The 15,603-nt window shown below is 55.2% G+C and carries 12 protein-coding genes and 1 riboswitch; of the genes, 8 read left to right on the top strand and 4 right to left on the bottom strand.

The annotated features are described in order from the left end of the window. Positions 1-42 precede the first annotated feature (42 nt). Together ppc and argE are read right to left on the bottom strand one after the other, a co-directional pair. Positions 43-2,694 (bottom strand): phosphoenolpyruvate carboxylase, encoded by a 2,652-nt coding sequence (gene ppc, locus V5P19_RS19075; RefSeq protein ID WP_334406449.1) that lies wholly within the window; start codon positions 2,692-2,694, stop codon positions 43-45. A gap of 247 nt (positions 2,695-2,941) precedes the next feature. Beyond that, entirely contained in the window at positions 2,942-4,093 is a 1,152-nt protein-coding gene (gene argE / locus V5P19_RS19070; protein ID WP_334406447.1) for an acetylornithine deacetylase, read from the bottom strand. 88 nt (positions 4,094-4,181) lie between these two features. Here argE and argC point away from each other — a divergent pair, with 88 nt between their 5' ends. The 4 genes from argC (at position 4,182) to oxyR (ending at position 8,635) form a co-directional block, all read left to right on the top strand. After that, a complete protein-coding gene (gene argC / locus V5P19_RS19065) occupies positions 4,182-5,186 on the top strand; it encodes an N-acetyl-gamma-glutamyl-phosphate reductase (RefSeq protein ID WP_334406445.1) in 1,005 nt (334 codons plus the stop codon). A gap of 6 nt (positions 5,187-5,192) precedes the next feature. Then, positions 5,193-5,969, top strand: coding sequence for an acetylglutamate kinase (argB, locus tag V5P19_RS19060; RefSeq protein WP_334406443.1), 777 nt, complete (start codon positions 5,193-5,195; stop codon positions 5,967-5,969). A gap of 74 nt (positions 5,970-6,043) precedes the next feature. Next, positions 6,044-7,417 carry an argininosuccinate lyase gene (argH, locus tag V5P19_RS19055; protein WP_334406441.1) on the top strand — a complete coding sequence of 458 codons (1,374 nt, stop codon included), beginning with the start codon at positions 6,044-6,046 and terminating at the stop codon, positions 7,415-7,417. Positions 7,418-7,708: 291 nt separating this feature from the next. After that, on the top strand, positions 7,709-8,635 hold the full coding sequence (oxyR, locus tag V5P19_RS19050) for a DNA-binding transcriptional regulator OxyR (protein ID WP_134347538.1): 927 nt from the start codon (positions 7,709-7,711) through the stop codon (positions 8,633-8,635). On the opposite strand, the gene sthA is transcribed toward oxyR, so the two are convergent. Further along, entirely contained in the window at positions 8,609-10,009 is a 1,401-nt protein-coding gene (gene sthA, locus V5P19_RS19045) for a Si-specific NAD(P)(+) transhydrogenase (RefSeq protein WP_334406439.1), read from the bottom strand. The genes oxyR and sthA overlap by 27 nt on opposite strands. Before the next feature lie 196 nt (positions 10,010-10,205). On the opposite strand from sthA, the gene fabR reads away from it, so the two are divergent. Both fabR and V5P19_RS19035 read left to right on the top strand, forming a co-directional pair. After that, the gene (gene fabR / locus V5P19_RS19040) at positions 10,206-10,844 is read left to right on the top strand and encodes an HTH-type transcriptional repressor FabR (RefSeq protein ID WP_334406437.1); all 639 of its coding nucleotides are present in this window, start codon (positions 10,206-10,208) and stop codon (positions 10,842-10,844) included. A gap of 9 nt (positions 10,845-10,853) precedes the next feature. After that, on the top strand, positions 10,854-11,213 hold the full coding sequence (locus V5P19_RS19035) for a YijD family membrane protein (protein ID WP_334406434.1): 360 nt from the start codon (positions 10,854-10,856) through the stop codon (positions 11,211-11,213). A gap of 54 nt (positions 11,214-11,267) precedes the next feature. Here the strand turns inward: V5P19_RS19035 and trmA are convergent, their stop codons facing one another. After that, positions 11,268-12,368 carry a tRNA (uridine(54)-C5)-methyltransferase TrmA gene (gene trmA, locus V5P19_RS19030; RefSeq protein WP_334406432.1) on the bottom strand — a complete coding sequence of 367 codons (1,101 nt, stop codon included), beginning with the start codon at positions 12,366-12,368 and terminating at the stop codon, positions 11,268-11,270. Positions 12,369-12,472: 104 nt separating this feature from the next. After that, positions 12,473-12,649: riboswitch (cobalamin riboswitch) on the top strand. A 65-nt stretch (positions 12,650-12,714) separates the two neighbouring features. Between trmA and btuB the strand changes: the two genes are divergently transcribed. Together btuB and murI are read left to right on the top strand one after the other, a co-directional pair. Continuing rightward, positions 12,715-14,562, top strand: a complete 1,848-nt coding sequence (btuB, locus tag V5P19_RS19025; RefSeq protein WP_334406430.1) for a TonB-dependent vitamin B12 receptor BtuB — start codon at positions 12,715-12,717, stop codon at positions 14,560-14,562. Continuing rightward, positions 14,507-15,358 carry a glutamate racemase gene (gene murI / locus V5P19_RS19020; RefSeq protein WP_334406428.1) on the top strand — a complete coding sequence of 284 codons (852 nt, stop codon included), beginning with the start codon at positions 14,507-14,509 and terminating at the stop codon, positions 15,356-15,358. The genes btuB and murI overlap by 56 nt, the downstream gene beginning before the upstream one ends. Positions 15,359-15,603 lie beyond the last annotated feature (245 nt).

Genomic DNA, 15,603 nt, shown 5'->3' with positions numbered 1-15,603 from the left:
CCGAAAGTTGCCGGGCAGCAGATCGCCGCCCGGCATAAAGCATTAACCCGTGTTACGCATGCCTGCCGCAACACCTGCAATTGTCACCATCAGCGCTTGTTCAACGCGTGGATCCGGCTCTTTGCCTTCTTCTTCCGCCAGACGGGAACGGTGCAGCAGTTCGGCCTGCAGAACGTTCAGTGGGTCAGTGTAGATGTTCCGCAACTGAATGGACTCGGCAATCCACGGGAGATCTTCCATCAGATGGGAATCGTTAGCGATGTCCAGCACCACTTTGATGTCGCCTTCCAGCAGCTCCCGCAGCTCTTTACCCAGCGTCCACAGCTCCGGTTTTACCAGACGCTGATCGTAGTATTCTGCCAGCCACAGGTCGGCTTTCGAGAAGACCATCTCCAGCATACCCAGACGGGTAGAGAAGAACGGCCAGTCGCGGCACATGGTTTCCAGTTCGCTCTGTTTGCCGTCTTCCACCACTTTCTGCAACGCTGCACCGGCGCCCAGCCAGGCGGGCAGCATCAAACGGTTCTGCGTCCAGGCGAAGATCCACGGAATCGCACGCAGAGACTCTACGCCACCGGTCGGGCGGCGTTTGGCCGGACGTGAACCCAGCGGCAGTTTACCCAGCTCCTGTTCAGGGGTTGCAGAGCGGAAGTAAGGCACGAAATCTTTGTTTTCACGCACGTAGCCGCGGTACAGATCGCAGGATATATCTGACAGCTCGTCCATGATGTGGCACCAGGACTCTTTCGGTTCCGGCGGTGGCAGCAGGTTCGCTTCCAGAATGGCGCTGGTGTAAAGCGACAGGCTGCTGATGGTCACTTCCGGCAGGCCGTATTTGAAGCGGATCATCTCGCCCTGTTCGGTGACGCGCAGGCCGCCTTTCAGGCTGCCCGGCGGCTGAGAGAGCAGAGCCGCGTGAGCAGGCGCGCCGCCGCGGCCAATCGAGCCACCGCGACCGTGGAACAGGGTCAGTTCGATACCGGCTTTCTCGCAGGTTTTGATCAGCGCGTCCTGTGCCTGATATTGCGCCCAGGATGCGGCCATCACGCCCGCATCTTTTGCGGAGTCGGAATAACCAATCATCACCATCTGCTTGCCCTGAATAAAACCGCGATACCAGTCGATGTTGAGCAACTGCGTCATCACGTCGTTGGCATTGTTCAGGTCGTCGAGGGTTTCAAACAGTGGTGCAACCGGCAGGGCATAGTCGATACCTGCTTCTTTCAGCAGGAGGTGAACACCCAGCACGTCGGACGGGGTCTTCGCCATGGAGATCACGTAGGCCGCCACCGAACCTTTCGGTGCGTCAACGATCGCTTTACAGGTGTTGAGCACTTCGCGGGTGTCGTTGCTTGGCTCCCAGTTGCGCGGCAGCAGAGGGCGCTTGGAGTTCAGCTCGCGGATCAGGAAGGCCTGTTTGTCGGCTTCTGACCAGCTTTCATAGTCGCCGATACCGAGATAGCGGGTTAATTCGCCCAGCGCTTCGGTATGACGGGTGCTCTCCTGACGCACGTCGATACGCACCAGCGGCACGCCAAAACACTTCACGCGGCGTAGGGTGTCGAGCAGTTCGCCGTTGGCGATGATGCCCATACCGCAGGCCTGCAGCGACTGATAGCAGGCGTATAGTGGGTCCCACAGCTGTTCGTTTTGGCTGAGCAGCCCTTCTGGCTTCGGCAGGCGCTGGCCTTTCAGGCGCGCTTCCAGCCAGGCCTGCGTTGCCATCAGCTGACCGCGCAGTTTTTTCATCAGGAAACGATACGGTTCACTGGCGCCTTCTTCACCGGCCAGCTCCCGCAGTTCCGGCGTTGCTTCAACCATCGACAGCTCGGAGATCAGCACCTGAATGTCTTTCAGGAACAGGTCGGTCGCTTTCCAGCGGCTCAGCAGCAGGACGTGGCGGGTGATTTCCGCCGTCACGTTCGGATTACCGTCGCGGTCACCGCCCATCCAGGAGGTGAAGCGCACTGGAACAAAATCGACCGGCAGGCGGTAGCCCAGGTTCTCTTCCAGCTGTTCATTCAGCTCGCGCAGGTAGTTAGGCACCCCTTCCCACAGGCTGTTTTCCACTACCGCAAAGCCCCATTTAGCTTCATCTACCGGGCTTGGGCGGTGCTTACGAATTTCATCGGTGTGCCATGACTGGGCAATCAGCTGGCGCAGACGGCGCATAAGCTGGTTACGTTCGTAGTCAGCAATGTCTTTGTTATCCAACTGCTTGAGACAGTTGTTCACTTCCACCATTTTGTGAATCAGCGTGCGGCGGGTGATTTCGGTGGGGTGAGCGGTCAGCACTAGCTCCAGCGAAAGGGATTCCACCGCTTTTTTGATGATCGCTTCGTTGAGGTCAGGCTGGTCTTTGAGTTTTCTAAGGGTGCGGGCAATGACTTCCGGGTTGCTGGCCGCTTCGCCTTTTGGCGAAATACTGTGGTATTGCTCAGCGGTGTTTGCGAGGTTCAGGAACTGGCTGAACGCGCGGGCAACAGGCAACAGCTCATCGTTGGACAGGTTCTGCAGGGTGGTGAGCAGCTCCTGACGATTGGCCTCGTTACCTGCACGGGAAGATTTGGACAGCTTGCGGATGGTTTCAACGCGATCGAGGATATTCTCCCCCAGCGCATCTTTGATGGTATCTCCAAGCACTTTGCCGAGCATACTGACATTACTACGCAACGCGGAATATTGTTCGTTCATAAAAACCCAGTCACCCCATCATTTTTGTTTATGCCCAATCGAAAATCTTTTGGACATTATTTTGTCATCTCCCTTTATAAAGCCACGTAAAACCCCCGTCGTCAATTGCTGCGAAAACGGTTCAGCAAACGAATAAATGCGGACAATTTACTAAATTTAATTCGCTTCGCGTCAGATAAGAGATGCTTATGGGAATGTGACGGAGATCGCGGGATTTTCCCCTCCCAGACGGGAGGGGGAAACGTCATTAATGCCAGCAGAAGTGATGCACAACCTGGGTAATCAGTTCTCGGGTGGGCTTGATAAAGCGGGTTTCCAGATATTCATCCGGCTGGTGCGCCTGGTTGATCGAACCGGGGCCAAGGACCAGCGTCGGACAAAGCGTCTGGATAAACGGCGCCTCGGTGCAGTAGTTCACGACGTCGGTTTTCTCGCCGAGCAGCTTTTCCACCACTTCGACCAGCTGATGGTCCGGCGGACATTCATAACCCGGAATCGGCGGGTGCAGTTCGGAGACCGTCAGACGGCCCGGCCAGCGCTCGCTCACCGGGGCCAGCGCTTCGGTCAGCAAGCCATCCAGATCGCTCAGGGTCATGCCCGGCAGGGGGCGGATGTCCATATGCAGTTCGCAACAGGCGCAGATACGGTTAGAGGCATCGCCGCCGTGCAGGCTGCCGAGGTTCAGGGTCGGATACGGCACGGTGAACGCGTCGTAGTGGTAACGTTCTTTCAGGGCGTCGCGCAGGGTCATGATGCGGCCGATGGCATCGTGCATCAGCTCAATGGCGTTGACGCCGCGCGCCGGATCGCTGGAGTGGCCGGACTGGCCCAGCACGCGGACTGCGGTAGAAATATGACCTTTGTGCGCGCGGATCGGCTGCAAGGAGGTAGGTTCACCGATAATGGCGCAATCCGGGCGAATCGCCGTATTTTCAGAGAAATAGCGCGCGCCTGCCATACTGGTCTCTTCATCGGCTGTTGCCAGTATATAGAGCGGCTTTTTAAGCGTTGTCACGTCGACGTCACGCAGCGCGTCGAGGATAAAGGCGAAGAAGCCTTTCATGTCGGCGGTGCCCAGACCGTAAAGCTTGTTGTCATGCTCGGTCAGGGTGAACGGGTCGCGGGTCCAGCGGCCATCATCAAACGGCACGGTGTCGGTATGACCGGCAAGCAGCAGGCCGCCCGCACCGGTTCCGGTGCTGGCGAGCAGGTTAAATTTGTGACGTGTTCCGGGGACGGGCTGAATCTCAACGTTAAACCCAAGATCGCTGAACCACCCCGCCAGCAGATTGATTAAAGACTCATTGCTCTGATCCAGCGATTCTTCGGTCGCACTGATGGAGGGTGTGGCAATCAGGGCGCGGTAGATCTCGATAAATGGCGGTAAATTCATTTTCATTGTTGACACACCTTAGGTCGTGATAGTATCAATATTCATGCAATAAATGTGAATAAAAATACATTAACGTTGAGCATAAAGGAACCCGATGTTGAATACGCTGATTGTAGGCGCTAGCGGTTATGCGGGCGCAGAGCTTGTGAGCTACGTGAATCGCCATCCACATATGACCATAACCGCTTTGACCGTGTCAGCGCAAAGCAATGATGCAGGAAAGTTAATTTCCGAATTGCATCCGCAGCTTAGGGGCATTGTCGATTTGCCGCTGCAGCCGATGTCCGACATCAGCGCGTTCATCGACGGCGTCGACGTGGTGTTTTTAGCCACCGCGCACGAGGTCAGTCACGACCTGGCGCCACAGTTCCTGGCTGCCGGCTGCGTGGTGTTCGACCTCTCCGGCGCGTTCCGTGTTAACGACGGCGCGTTTTACGAAAAATATTACGGCTTCACCCATCAGCATCCGGCGCTGCTTGAAAAAGCGGTGTATGGCCTGGCGGAGTGGAGCGCAGACAAACTGAAAGAAGCCGATCTGATTGCCGTGCCGGGCTGTTATCCCACGGCGGCGCAGCTCTCCCTGAAGCCGCTTATCGACGCAGGCTTGCTGGATCTGAACCAGTGGCCGGTGATTAACGCTACCAGCGGTGTCAGTGGAGCAGGTCGCAAAGCCGCAATCTCTAACAGCTTCTGTGAAGTGAGCCTTCAGCCGTATGGCGTGTTTAATCACCGCCATCATCCGGAAATCACCACCCATCTGGGCGCGGACGTCATCTTTACGCCGCACCTGGGCAACTTCCCGCGTGGGATCCTCGAAACCATTACCTGCCGCCTGAAACCGGGCGTAACTAAAGAGCAGGTCGGCGAGGCGTTTACTCAGGCCTATGCGGATAAACCGCTGGTGCGTCTGTATGACAAAGGCATGCCGGCGCTGAAAAACGTGGTCGGCCTGCCGTTCTGCGATATCGGCTTTGCCGTGCAGGGCGAGCACCTGATTGTGGTCACCGCAGAAGATAACTTACTTAAAGGCGCTGCTGCCCAGGCAATGCAGTGCGCAAATATTCGTTTCGGCTTCCCTGAAGCGCAGTCTCTTATTTAAGGTGTGATGATGAACCCATTAATTATCAAACTCGGTGGTGTACTGCTGGACAGCGAAGAAGCGCTGGAGCGTCTGTTCACGGCGCTGGTGAACTATCGCGAATCACACCAACGCCCGCTGGTGATTGTGCACGGCGGCGGCTGCGTGGTGGATGAGCTGATGAAAGGGCTCAACCTGCCGGTGAAAAAGAAAAATGGCCTGCGCGTGACGCCTGCCGATCAGATTGACATCATCACCGGCGCGCTGGCGGGTACGGCAAACAAAACGCTGCTGGCATGGGCGAAGAAACACCACATCGCGTCTGTGGGCCTTTATTTGGGCGATGGCGACAGCGTGAAAGTGACCCAGCTCGACGAAGAACTCGGACACGTTGGACTGGCGCAGCCAGGTTCGCCTAAGCTGATTAATACCCTGCTGGAAGGCGGTTTCCTGCCGGTGGTGAGCTCTATCGGTGTGACCGAAGAGGGCGACCTGATGAACGTCAATGCGGACCAGGCGGCCACCGCGCTGGCGGCAACGCTAGGTGCAGACCTGATTTTGCTCTCCGACGTGAGCGGCATTCTGGACGGCAAAGGCCAGCGTATCGCGGAAATGACCGCCGCGAAGGCCGAGCAGCTGATTGATCAGGGGATTATCACCGACGGCATGATCGTCAAAGTAAACGCCGCACTGGATGCTGCACGCACGCTGGGTCGCCCGGTGGATATCGCCTCATGGCGTCACGCGGAGCAGCTCCCGGCGCTGTTTAACGGCACGCCGATTGGCACGCGTATTTTAGCCTAAGTTTTTATTGAATGACCGTAGGCCGGGTAAGCGTAGCGCCACCCGGCGGAACTAACGAATAAAGGAAGCATGTTATGGCACTTTGGGGTGGGCGTTTTACACAGGCAGCGGATCAGCGGTTCAAACAGTTCAACGACTCTTTGCGCTTCGATTACCGCCTGGCCGAACAGGATATTATCGGCTCTGTGGCCTGGTCCAAAGCGCTGGTCACCGTGGGTGTACTGACCGCCGATGAACAGCTGCAGCTGGAAGAGGCGCTGAATAATCTGCTGGAAGAGGTGCGTCTGGATCCGCAGCAAATCCTGCAAAGCGATGCCGAAGACATTCACAGCTGGGTGGAAAGCAAACTGATCGACAAAGTCGGTCAGTTGGGTAAAAAGCTGCATACAGGCCGTAGCCGTAACGACCAGGTCGCGACCGACTTAAAGCTGTGGTGTAAAGATACCGTTGGCGAACTGCTTACGGTCAACCGTCAGCTGCAGAGCGCACTGGTGGAAACCGCACAGAATAACCAGGACGCGGTGATGCCGGGTTATACCCATCTGCAGCGTGCGCAGCCGGTGACCTTTGCGCACTGGTGTCTGGCCTACGTTGAGATGCTGGCGCGTGATGAAAGCCGTCTGCAGGATACCCTGAAGCGTCTGGACGTGAGCCCACTGGGCAGTGGTGCGCTGGCCGGTACGGCGTATGAAATCGACCGTGAACAGCTGGCAGGCTGGCTGGGCTTTGCCTCCGCCACCCGTAACAGCCTGGACAGCGTGTCCGACCGCGACCACGTGCTGGAACTGCTCTCAAATGCGTCTATCGGTATGGTGCATCTGTCGCGCTTCGCTGAAGACCTGATCTTCTTCAACTCTGGCGAAGCGGGCTTCGTCGAGCTGTCCGATCGCGTGACCTCCGGCTCTTCACTTATGCCGCAGAAGAAAAACCCGGATGCGCTGGAGCTGATCCGCGGTAAGTGTGGCCGTGTACAGGGCGCGCTGACGGGCATGATGATGACCCTGAAAGGGCTGCCGCTGGCATACAACAAAGATATGCAGGAAGACAAAGAAGGGCTGTTCGACGCGCTCGACACCTGGCTGGACTGTCTGCATATGGGCGCGCTGGTGCTGGACGGCATTCAGGTGAAACGTCCGCGCTGCCAGGAAGCGGCGCAGCAGGGCTATGCGAACTCTACCGAACTGGCAGATTATCTGGTGACGAAAGGCGTTCCGTTCCGTGAAGCGCACCATATTGTGGGCGAAGCGGTGGTAGAAGCGATTCGTCAGGGTAAACCTCTGGAAGATCTGGCGCTTGCCGATCTGCAGAAGTTCAGCGCGGTTATCGGGGATGATGTGTATCCGATTCTGGCGCTACAGTCCTGCCTGGACAAGCGTGCAGCGAAAGGCGGCGTGTCGCCTAAGCAGGTGGCGCAGGCGATTGCGGATGCGAAAAACCGGTTAGTTTGAACCGTGTGGGCTGGTGCCCTCTCTCACACGGAGAGGGAGAAAAACGAAGCCTGGCTTAGCGCCGGGCTTTTTTACGCAAAAAAAAGCGGACCACGGGGTCCGCAAAAGTTCACGTTGGCTTTAGTTGTTCGAGTTTTGAGAGAAACTCGCTGACGGTGCGGGGACGTCAAGGGTCAAACACGTGCCGCCTCGTCTATGTGGCGTATTATTCAACAGAATGCTTGATAGGGATAATCGTTCGTTGCTATGCTATCTATCGCCATGAACTATCGTGGCGACGGAGGATGAATAATGAATATTCGTGATCTTGAATACCTGGTAGCGTTAGCCGAGCATCGTCACTTTCGCCGCGCGGCAGATTCCTGCCACGTCAGCCAGCCCACGCTGAGCGGTCAGATCCGCAAGCTGGAAGACGAGCTGGGCGTGATGCTGCTGGAGCGCACCAGTCGTAAGGTTCTGTTCACACAGGCAGGTCTTCTGCTGGTGGATCAGGCGCGCACCGTGCTGCGCGAGGTCAAAGTGCTCAAGGAAATGGCAAGCCAGCAGGGGGAGGCGATGTCAGGCCCACTGCATATTGGCCTGATCCCAACCGTTGGCCCGTATCTGCTGCCGCAAATCATTCCTATGCTGCACCAGACGTTCCCGAAACTCGAAATGTATCTGCATGAAGCGCAAACCCATCAGCTGCTGGCGCAGTTAGATAGCGGCAAGCTCGACTGTGCAATTCTGGCGCTGGTGAAAGAGAGTGAAGCCTTTATTGAAGTGCCGCTGTTCGATGAGCCGATGATGCTGGCGATCTATGAAGATCACCCGTGGGCGAACCGCGATCGCGTACCGATGTCCGATCTGGCCGGTGAAAAGCTGCTGATGCTGGAGGATGGTCACTGCCTGCGGGATCAGGCAATGGGCTTCTGCTTCGAAGCGGGTGCTGATGAGGATACCCATTTCCGCGCAACCAGCCTGGAAACGCTGCGTAATATGGTCGCGGCGGGAAGTGGAATCACGCTGTTGCCTGCACTGGCGGTACCGCGCGAGCGTAAACGTGATGGCGTGGTCTATCTGCCGTGCATTAAGCCGGAGCCGCGTCGTACCATTGGCCTGGTGTATCGCCCGGGCTCGCCGCTGCGCAGCCGCTATGAGCAGCTGGCAGAGGCCATCCGTAGTTCAATGGATGGCCATTTCGACAGCGCGTTAAAACAGGCGGTTCAGACCGTTTAGTGCCGCAACCCGATAGGCTTCTGCCATGGTCGGGTAGTTGAAGGTGGTGTTAACGAAGTACTCAATGGTGTTACCACCACCTTTTTGCTCCATTATCGCCTGGCCGATATGAATGATTTCCGCGGCGCGTTCACCAAAGCAGTGAATCCCGAGGATCTCTTTGGTCTCGCGATGGAACAAAATCTTCAGCGTACCTACGCTCATCCCCACGATTTGCGCGCGCGCCAGATGTTTAAACTGGGCACGACCCACCTCGTATGGCACCTTCATTGCCGTCAGCTGCTGCTCGGTTTTACCCACAGAGCTGATTTCCGGAATAGTATAAATGCCCGTCGGGATATCTTCGATCAGATGTGCGGTGGCCTCACCTTTCACCAGCGCCTGCGCGGCAATGCGCCCCTGGTCGTAAGCCGCTGACGCCAGGCTCGGGTAACCAATCACATCACCTACCGCGTAAACGTGCGGCAGCGCGGTCTGGTACATGCTGTTGACCTTCAGCTGACCACGGCTATCGGTCTCAAGGCCGATATTTTGCAGCTGCAGTGAGTCGGTATTACCGGTACGGCCGTTGGCGTACAGCAAACAGTCGGCTTTCAATTTTTTGCCTGACTTCAGGTGCATAATCACGCCGTCATCGCAGCCTTCGATCTTCTCGTACTCTTCGTTGTGGCGAATCACCACGCCGCTATTCCAGAAGTGGTACGAGAGAGAGTCTGACATCTCCTGATCGAGGAACGCCAGCAGGCGATCGCGGGTATTGATCAGATCAACTTTGACCTCCATACCCCGGAAGATCGACGCATATTCGCAGCCAATCACCCCCGCACCATAAATAATCACATGACGGGGTTCGTGGTGCAGGCTCAGGATGGAGTCGCTGTCGTAGACGCGCGGATGCGAGAAGTCTACATCCGTCGGATGGTACGGGCGTGAACCACAGGCAATCACAAATTTTTCAGCGGTGATGGTCTCAACCGAACCGTCGTGGCACTCCAGAGCCAGAGTGTGTTCATCTACAAAGTGCGCGTTGCCCTGCAAAATTTCACAGTGGTTACGCTCATAAAAACCCTGACGCATGCGCGTCTGCTGGTTAATGACGGTATCCGCGTGATTCAGGATGTCGGCAAAGGAGGAACGAAGAAGTCGGGAGTGGTCGCTGTAAAGAGGGTTTTGGTTAAATTCAATGATGCGGCTAACGGCATGGCGAAGGGCTTTGGAAGGGATGGTGCCCCAGTGGGTGCAACCGCCGCCGACATTATGGTAGCGCTCAATGACCGCTACTCTGGCTCCCTGTTTCACCAGACCCATAGCAGCACCTTCGCCGCCGGGGCCGGAACCAATAACTATTGCGTCGTAATCGTAGGAATGTGGCATGGCAAGGCTTACCTGTTCTTATACATAAAAGCAACAGAATCATAACATCATTGCCAGAGTAACCCAATTATCGTTGTGCTTTTTTCGGGCAGTGGAGCACAAACCGCACGTAAACAATCATTCACAAAGCAGAGCAAACAGATTAATTTTATTCTCTGGTATAGTGCCATCAGGCCTTTGGAAGGATTCAACTATCGTGATGGGCGTAAGAGCACAACAAAAAGAGAAAACACGGCGTTCGCTGGTGGAAGCCGCATTCAGTCAACTGAGTGCTGAGCGAAGTTTTGCCAGCCTGAGCCTGCGCGAAGTCGCACGCGAGGCCGGGATTGCGCCAACGTCCTTCTATCGTCATTTCCGTGATGTGGATGAACTGGGTCTGACCATGGTCGACGAGAGCGGGCTGATGCTGCGCCAGCTTATGCGGCAGGCACGTCAGCGTATCGCTAAAGGCGGCAGTGTGATCCGCACTTCCGTGTCGACCTTTATGGAGTTTATCGGCAATAACCCTAACGCGTTTCGCCTGCTGCTGCGCGAGCGTTCAGGAACATCGGCTGCGTTTCGTGCCGCTGTCGCGCGTGAAATTCAGCATTTCATCGCGGAACTTGCCGACTATCTTGAAATCGAAAACCATATGCCGCGCGCGTTTACGGAAGCACAGGCCGATGCGATGGTCACTATCGTCTTTAGTGCCGGTGCCGAGGCGCTGGATGTGAGCATTGAACAACGCAAACAACTCGAAGAGCGGCTGGTATTGCAGCTGCGTATGATTTCTAAGGGTGCGTACTACTGGTATCGCCGCGAACAAGAGAAGTTGGCACATCAAATCGTAGAATGAAGGTGAGTAATGAAACAGTCAGGTCAGGATAAAGGTACGTTGTTGCTGGCATTGATCGCTGGCTTATCTATTAATGGCACGTTTGCGGCGATTTTCAGCTCAATCGTACCTTTCTCGATTTTCCCGCTCATTGCGCTGGTGCTGACGGTCTACTGCCTGCATCAACGCTATCTGAATCGCACCATGCCGGTGGGATTACCGGGGCTGGCCGCGGCCTGTTTTATTTTGGGCGTTCTGCTGTTTAGCACCGTGGTGCGTGCAGAGTACCCGGATATCGGCTCTAACTTCTTGCCTGCGGTGCTTTCCGTGGCGTTGGTATTCTGGATTGGCTCACGTATGCGTAGCCGTAAGCGCCAGTTGCCGGAGTAGGTGGGGTTTATAGGGCAGGTAAGCGAAGCGCCACCTGCCTGACACTCCTGATAATTACTTCGCCGTTAGCAGGACACCGCACTCCATATGGTGCGTATACGGGAACTGATCGAACAGCGCCAGACGTTCAACCTTGTGCGTTTGGCTTAACGTTTCGAGATTCTTGCACAGCGTTTCCGGGTTGCAGGAAATGTACAAAATTCGCGGATACGCCTGCACCATCTTCTCGGTTTCGCTGTCCAGACCACTGCGCGGCGGATCGACAAAAATCGTCTCGCACTGGTAGCTCTTCAAATCGATTCCCTGCAGGCGGTTAAATTCACGTACGCCATTCATAGCCTGAGTAAATTCTTCTGCGGCCATACGAACGATCTGCACATTGTCGATATGGTTGGCAGCGATGTTGTACTGCGCGGCAGCAACGGACGGCTTGGCGATCTCAGTCGCCAGTACGCGCTCAAAGTTACGCGCCAGCGCCAGCGAAAAGTTACCGTTACCGCAGTACAGTTCAAGCAGATCGCCCGTTGACCCTTCTGTCGCCTTAAGCGCCCACTCCAGCATCTGCACATTCATCGCGGCGTTCGGCTGAGTGAAGCTGTTTTCCACCTGACGATAGACCATCTCTTTCCCCGCCACCGGCAGACGCTCGTCGACGTAATCCTGATCCAGCATGATTTTGGTTTTGGTTGCACGGCCAATCAGATGAACATTGATGTTCTGCGCGCGGAGGGCATCACGCAGGGCTTCAGCTTGTTCGCGCCATTCATCGTTCAGGGCTTTGTGGTACAGCAGTGAAACAATGGCCTGGTTGCTTTGGGTGGTCAGGTAGTCAATTTGGAACAGCTTATTACGCAGGATCGGATTGTTGCGCACGCCGTCCATCGTCAGCGCCATCAGTTGGTTAATGAGCTCACTCGCCGCCGGGAAGCTGTCCACACGAATGCGGGATTTCGTCTGCTGATCGAAAATGATGTGGTACAGGTCGTCACCGTCATGCCAGATGCGGAACTCGGCGCGCATGCGGTAGTGGCTGACAGGCGAGCGGAACACCTCGGGAACGGGCGCGTTGAAAGGCGTCATCATACTTTGCAGGCGGACAACTTTTTCTGCCAGCTGTGCGTCGTACTGTTCTGTCGGGAGGTGTTCGGGGGTCATGATACGTCCTGAGTGATAAAGAATTACGCGGGGATTGTAGGCATTGTTATGGGGATGTCCAGAGTTAATGGCTCATAGCTGTCTGGACATCTATACGTGTCTAATTGTAGCATTCTGTTTCCGGTCTCCTGAGAGTGAATAGGGAATCCAGTGTAAATCTGGAGCTGACGCGCAGCGGTAAAGATTGGCGGGATGAACGTTGTAGACACTGTGAAAGCGGGAAGTCTTCATCCATTAAACGCCACCTAGCCCGAAGACCTGCCGGGATCACGTCGCATTTGGTTTCATCATCGCGTGCTATAGATGAGGCCTGCGGCATCCTTCTTATATTATGGATGCTTTAACAATGATTAAAAAAGTATCGCTGTTGACGGCACTGTCCGTCACGGCATTTTCGGGTTGGGCGCAGAATAGCGCTGACTCGCTGGTAGTGACTGCAAACCGCTTTGAGCAACCTGTTAATACCGTTCTGGCACCCACGTCAGTAGTGACCCGTGAAGATATTGATCGCTGGCAATCAACGACGGTCATCGATGTCATGCGCCGCCTGCCGGGTGTAGATACCGCGCAAAACGGTGGAATGGGGCAACTTTCTTCACTCTTTATTCGTGGCACTAACTCCAGCCATGTTCTTATCCTCGTCGACGGGATCCGACTTAACCAGGCAGGTGTGACAGGGTCGTCCGATCTCAGCCAGTTCCCTATCGCGTTGGTACAGCGCATCGAATACATTCGGGGTCCGCGTTCTGCGGTTTACGGTTCAGATGCGATTGGCGGTGTGGTGAACATCATTACCACGCGAGCGAAGGACGGCACGACGCTGAATGCTGGCGTTGGATCGCACGGTTATCAAAATTACGGCGGCAGCACTCAACAAACGTTAGGTGATAGCACGCGCGTGACGCTGGCAGGTGATTACACCTATACCAAAGGCTTTGACGTGGTGGCGGACGGTAACAACGGTGGCCTTGCCCAGACCGATCGCGATGGCTACATGAATAAAACGATCTACGGTGCGCTGGAGCATGCGTTCTCTGAACAATGGAGTGGCTTCGTACGCGGGTATGGCTACAGCAACCGTACTGCCTATGACGGTTATTACAGCTCCTTTACGCCTGATGTGCTGCTCGATACCCGTCAGTTATATAGCCAGACCTGGGACGCCGGACTGCGCTTTAACGAGGACATCTTCCATTCACAACTGCTCTCCAGTTACAGCCACAGTAAAGACTATAACTACGATCCGCATCTTGGGCGTTATGACTCCACGGCTACGCTGGATGAAATCAAACAGTACAACGTCCAGTGGACTAACGCCGTGGACGTTGGGCATGGCAATATCGGTGCGGGTGTCGACTGGCAGAAGCAGAGTACGGAACCTAACACCAACTACGTGTCGAATGGATACGACATTCGCAATACAGGCCTCTACCTGACTGCGCTACAGAAGTTTGGTGATGTTACGCTGGAAGGTGCAGCACGCAGCGACGATAACTCACAATTTGGTCGCCATGGAACCTGGCAGAGCAGTGCGGGCTGGGAGTTTATTGACGGTTACCGCTTCATTGCTTCTTATGGCACGGCCTATAAAGCACCGAATCTCGGGCAGCTGTACGGCTTCTACGGCAATGACCGTCTTGATCCTGAAGAGAGCAAGCAGTGGGAAGGTGCGTTTGAAGGTCTTACTGCAGGGGTGAGCTGGCGCGTGTCGGCGTATCGTAACGATGTTGATAACCTGATCGACTTCAATAATAACCTTCAGGAGTATTACAACGTTGGCAAAGCACGAATTAAAGGTGTTGAAGCTACCGCCTCGTTTGATACTGGCCCGGTCATGCATACTGTTGGTTATGACTATGTTGATGCGCGTAATGCGGCAACAGACCAGCTACTGGATCGCCGCGCTAAACAGCAGGTGAAGTATCAGCTCGATACGCAGATTTATGATTTTGACTGGAGTCTGACTTATCACTATTTGGGCACGCGTTACGATACCGACTTCGGTACCTATCCTAGTCAGAAGGTTAAGATGGGCGGTGTAAGCCTGTGGGATGTCGCAGTTTCATATCCTGTCACCTCACACCTGACAGTTCGTGGTAAAATAGCTAACCTGTTCGATAAAGATTACGAGACAGTTTATGGCTATCAAACTGCAGGGCGAGAATACAACTTGTCTGGCAGCTACACCTTCTGATCCGCGTCCCACCGTGCTGGTATTTGATTCCGGCGTCGGTGGGCTTTCGGTCTATGACGAGATTCGGCACCTCCTGCCGGATCTCCATTACATCTATGCTTTCGATAACGTCGCTTTTCCTTATGGGGAAAAGAGTGAAGACTTTATTGTTGAGCGTGTGGTTGAAATCGTTACCGCGGTACAACAGCGCTATCCTCTGGCACTGGCGGTCATTGCCTGTAATACGGCGAGCACGGTCTCCCTTCCTGCGTTGCGCGAAAAATTTCCGTTCCCGGTTGTGGGCGTAGTTCCGGCAATAAAACCGGCGGCGCGTCTGACAGCGAACGGCATTGTCGGACTACTGGCAACCCGTGGCACCGTGAAACGTCCTTATACGCGTGAACTTATCGATCGCTTTGCCAATGAATGCCAGATTGCCATGTTGGGTTCCGCTGAGCTTGTGGAGATGGCGGAAGCGAAGCTGCACGGAAAGGCGGTATCGCTTGAAGACCTGCGCCGCATCCTTCGTCCATGGCTGCGGATGCCGGAGCCTCCGGATACGGTCGTATTGGGTTGTACCCACTTTCCACTCTTACAGGAAGAATTGTTAGAGGTTCTGCCGGAGGGAACGCGTCTGGTAGATTCTGGCGCAGCCATTGCGCGTCGTACAGTCTGGCTGCTGGAGCATGAAGCGCCGGATGCAAAGTCGGCGGATGCAAATATCGCTTTTTGTATGGCAATAACAAAAGAAACTGAACAACTTTTACCCGTCTTGCGCCGTTATGGGTTTGAAACGCTCGAAAAACTAGCGCTGTAGCACGGTTTTGAGCAAAAAAGAGACGGTTGAAAGTTTTTTTTAAAAGAGGGGTTGTCAACGTCTGAGAACTCCCTATAATGCGCCTCCACTGACACGGAACAACGGCTTGCAGGCCGCCGGGTTAGCGGGGTTCAGAGATGAACGCCAACAGAGAAAAGTGAAAATAATCGCTTGACTCTGAATGAGGAAAACGTATTATACGGGACCTCGCAACGGTGAGCGAAAGCCGCGTTGCACTGCTCTTT

Origin of the sequence: Enterobacter sp. UNJFSC 003, from assembly GCF_036903355.1 — a bacterium.
Taxonomy (GTDB): Bacteria; Pseudomonadota; Gammaproteobacteria; order Enterobacterales; family Enterobacteriaceae; genus Enterobacter.
The sequence above is the reverse complement of the archived record's forward strand: the minus strand, read 5'-3'. Positions and strand labels throughout refer to the sequence as shown.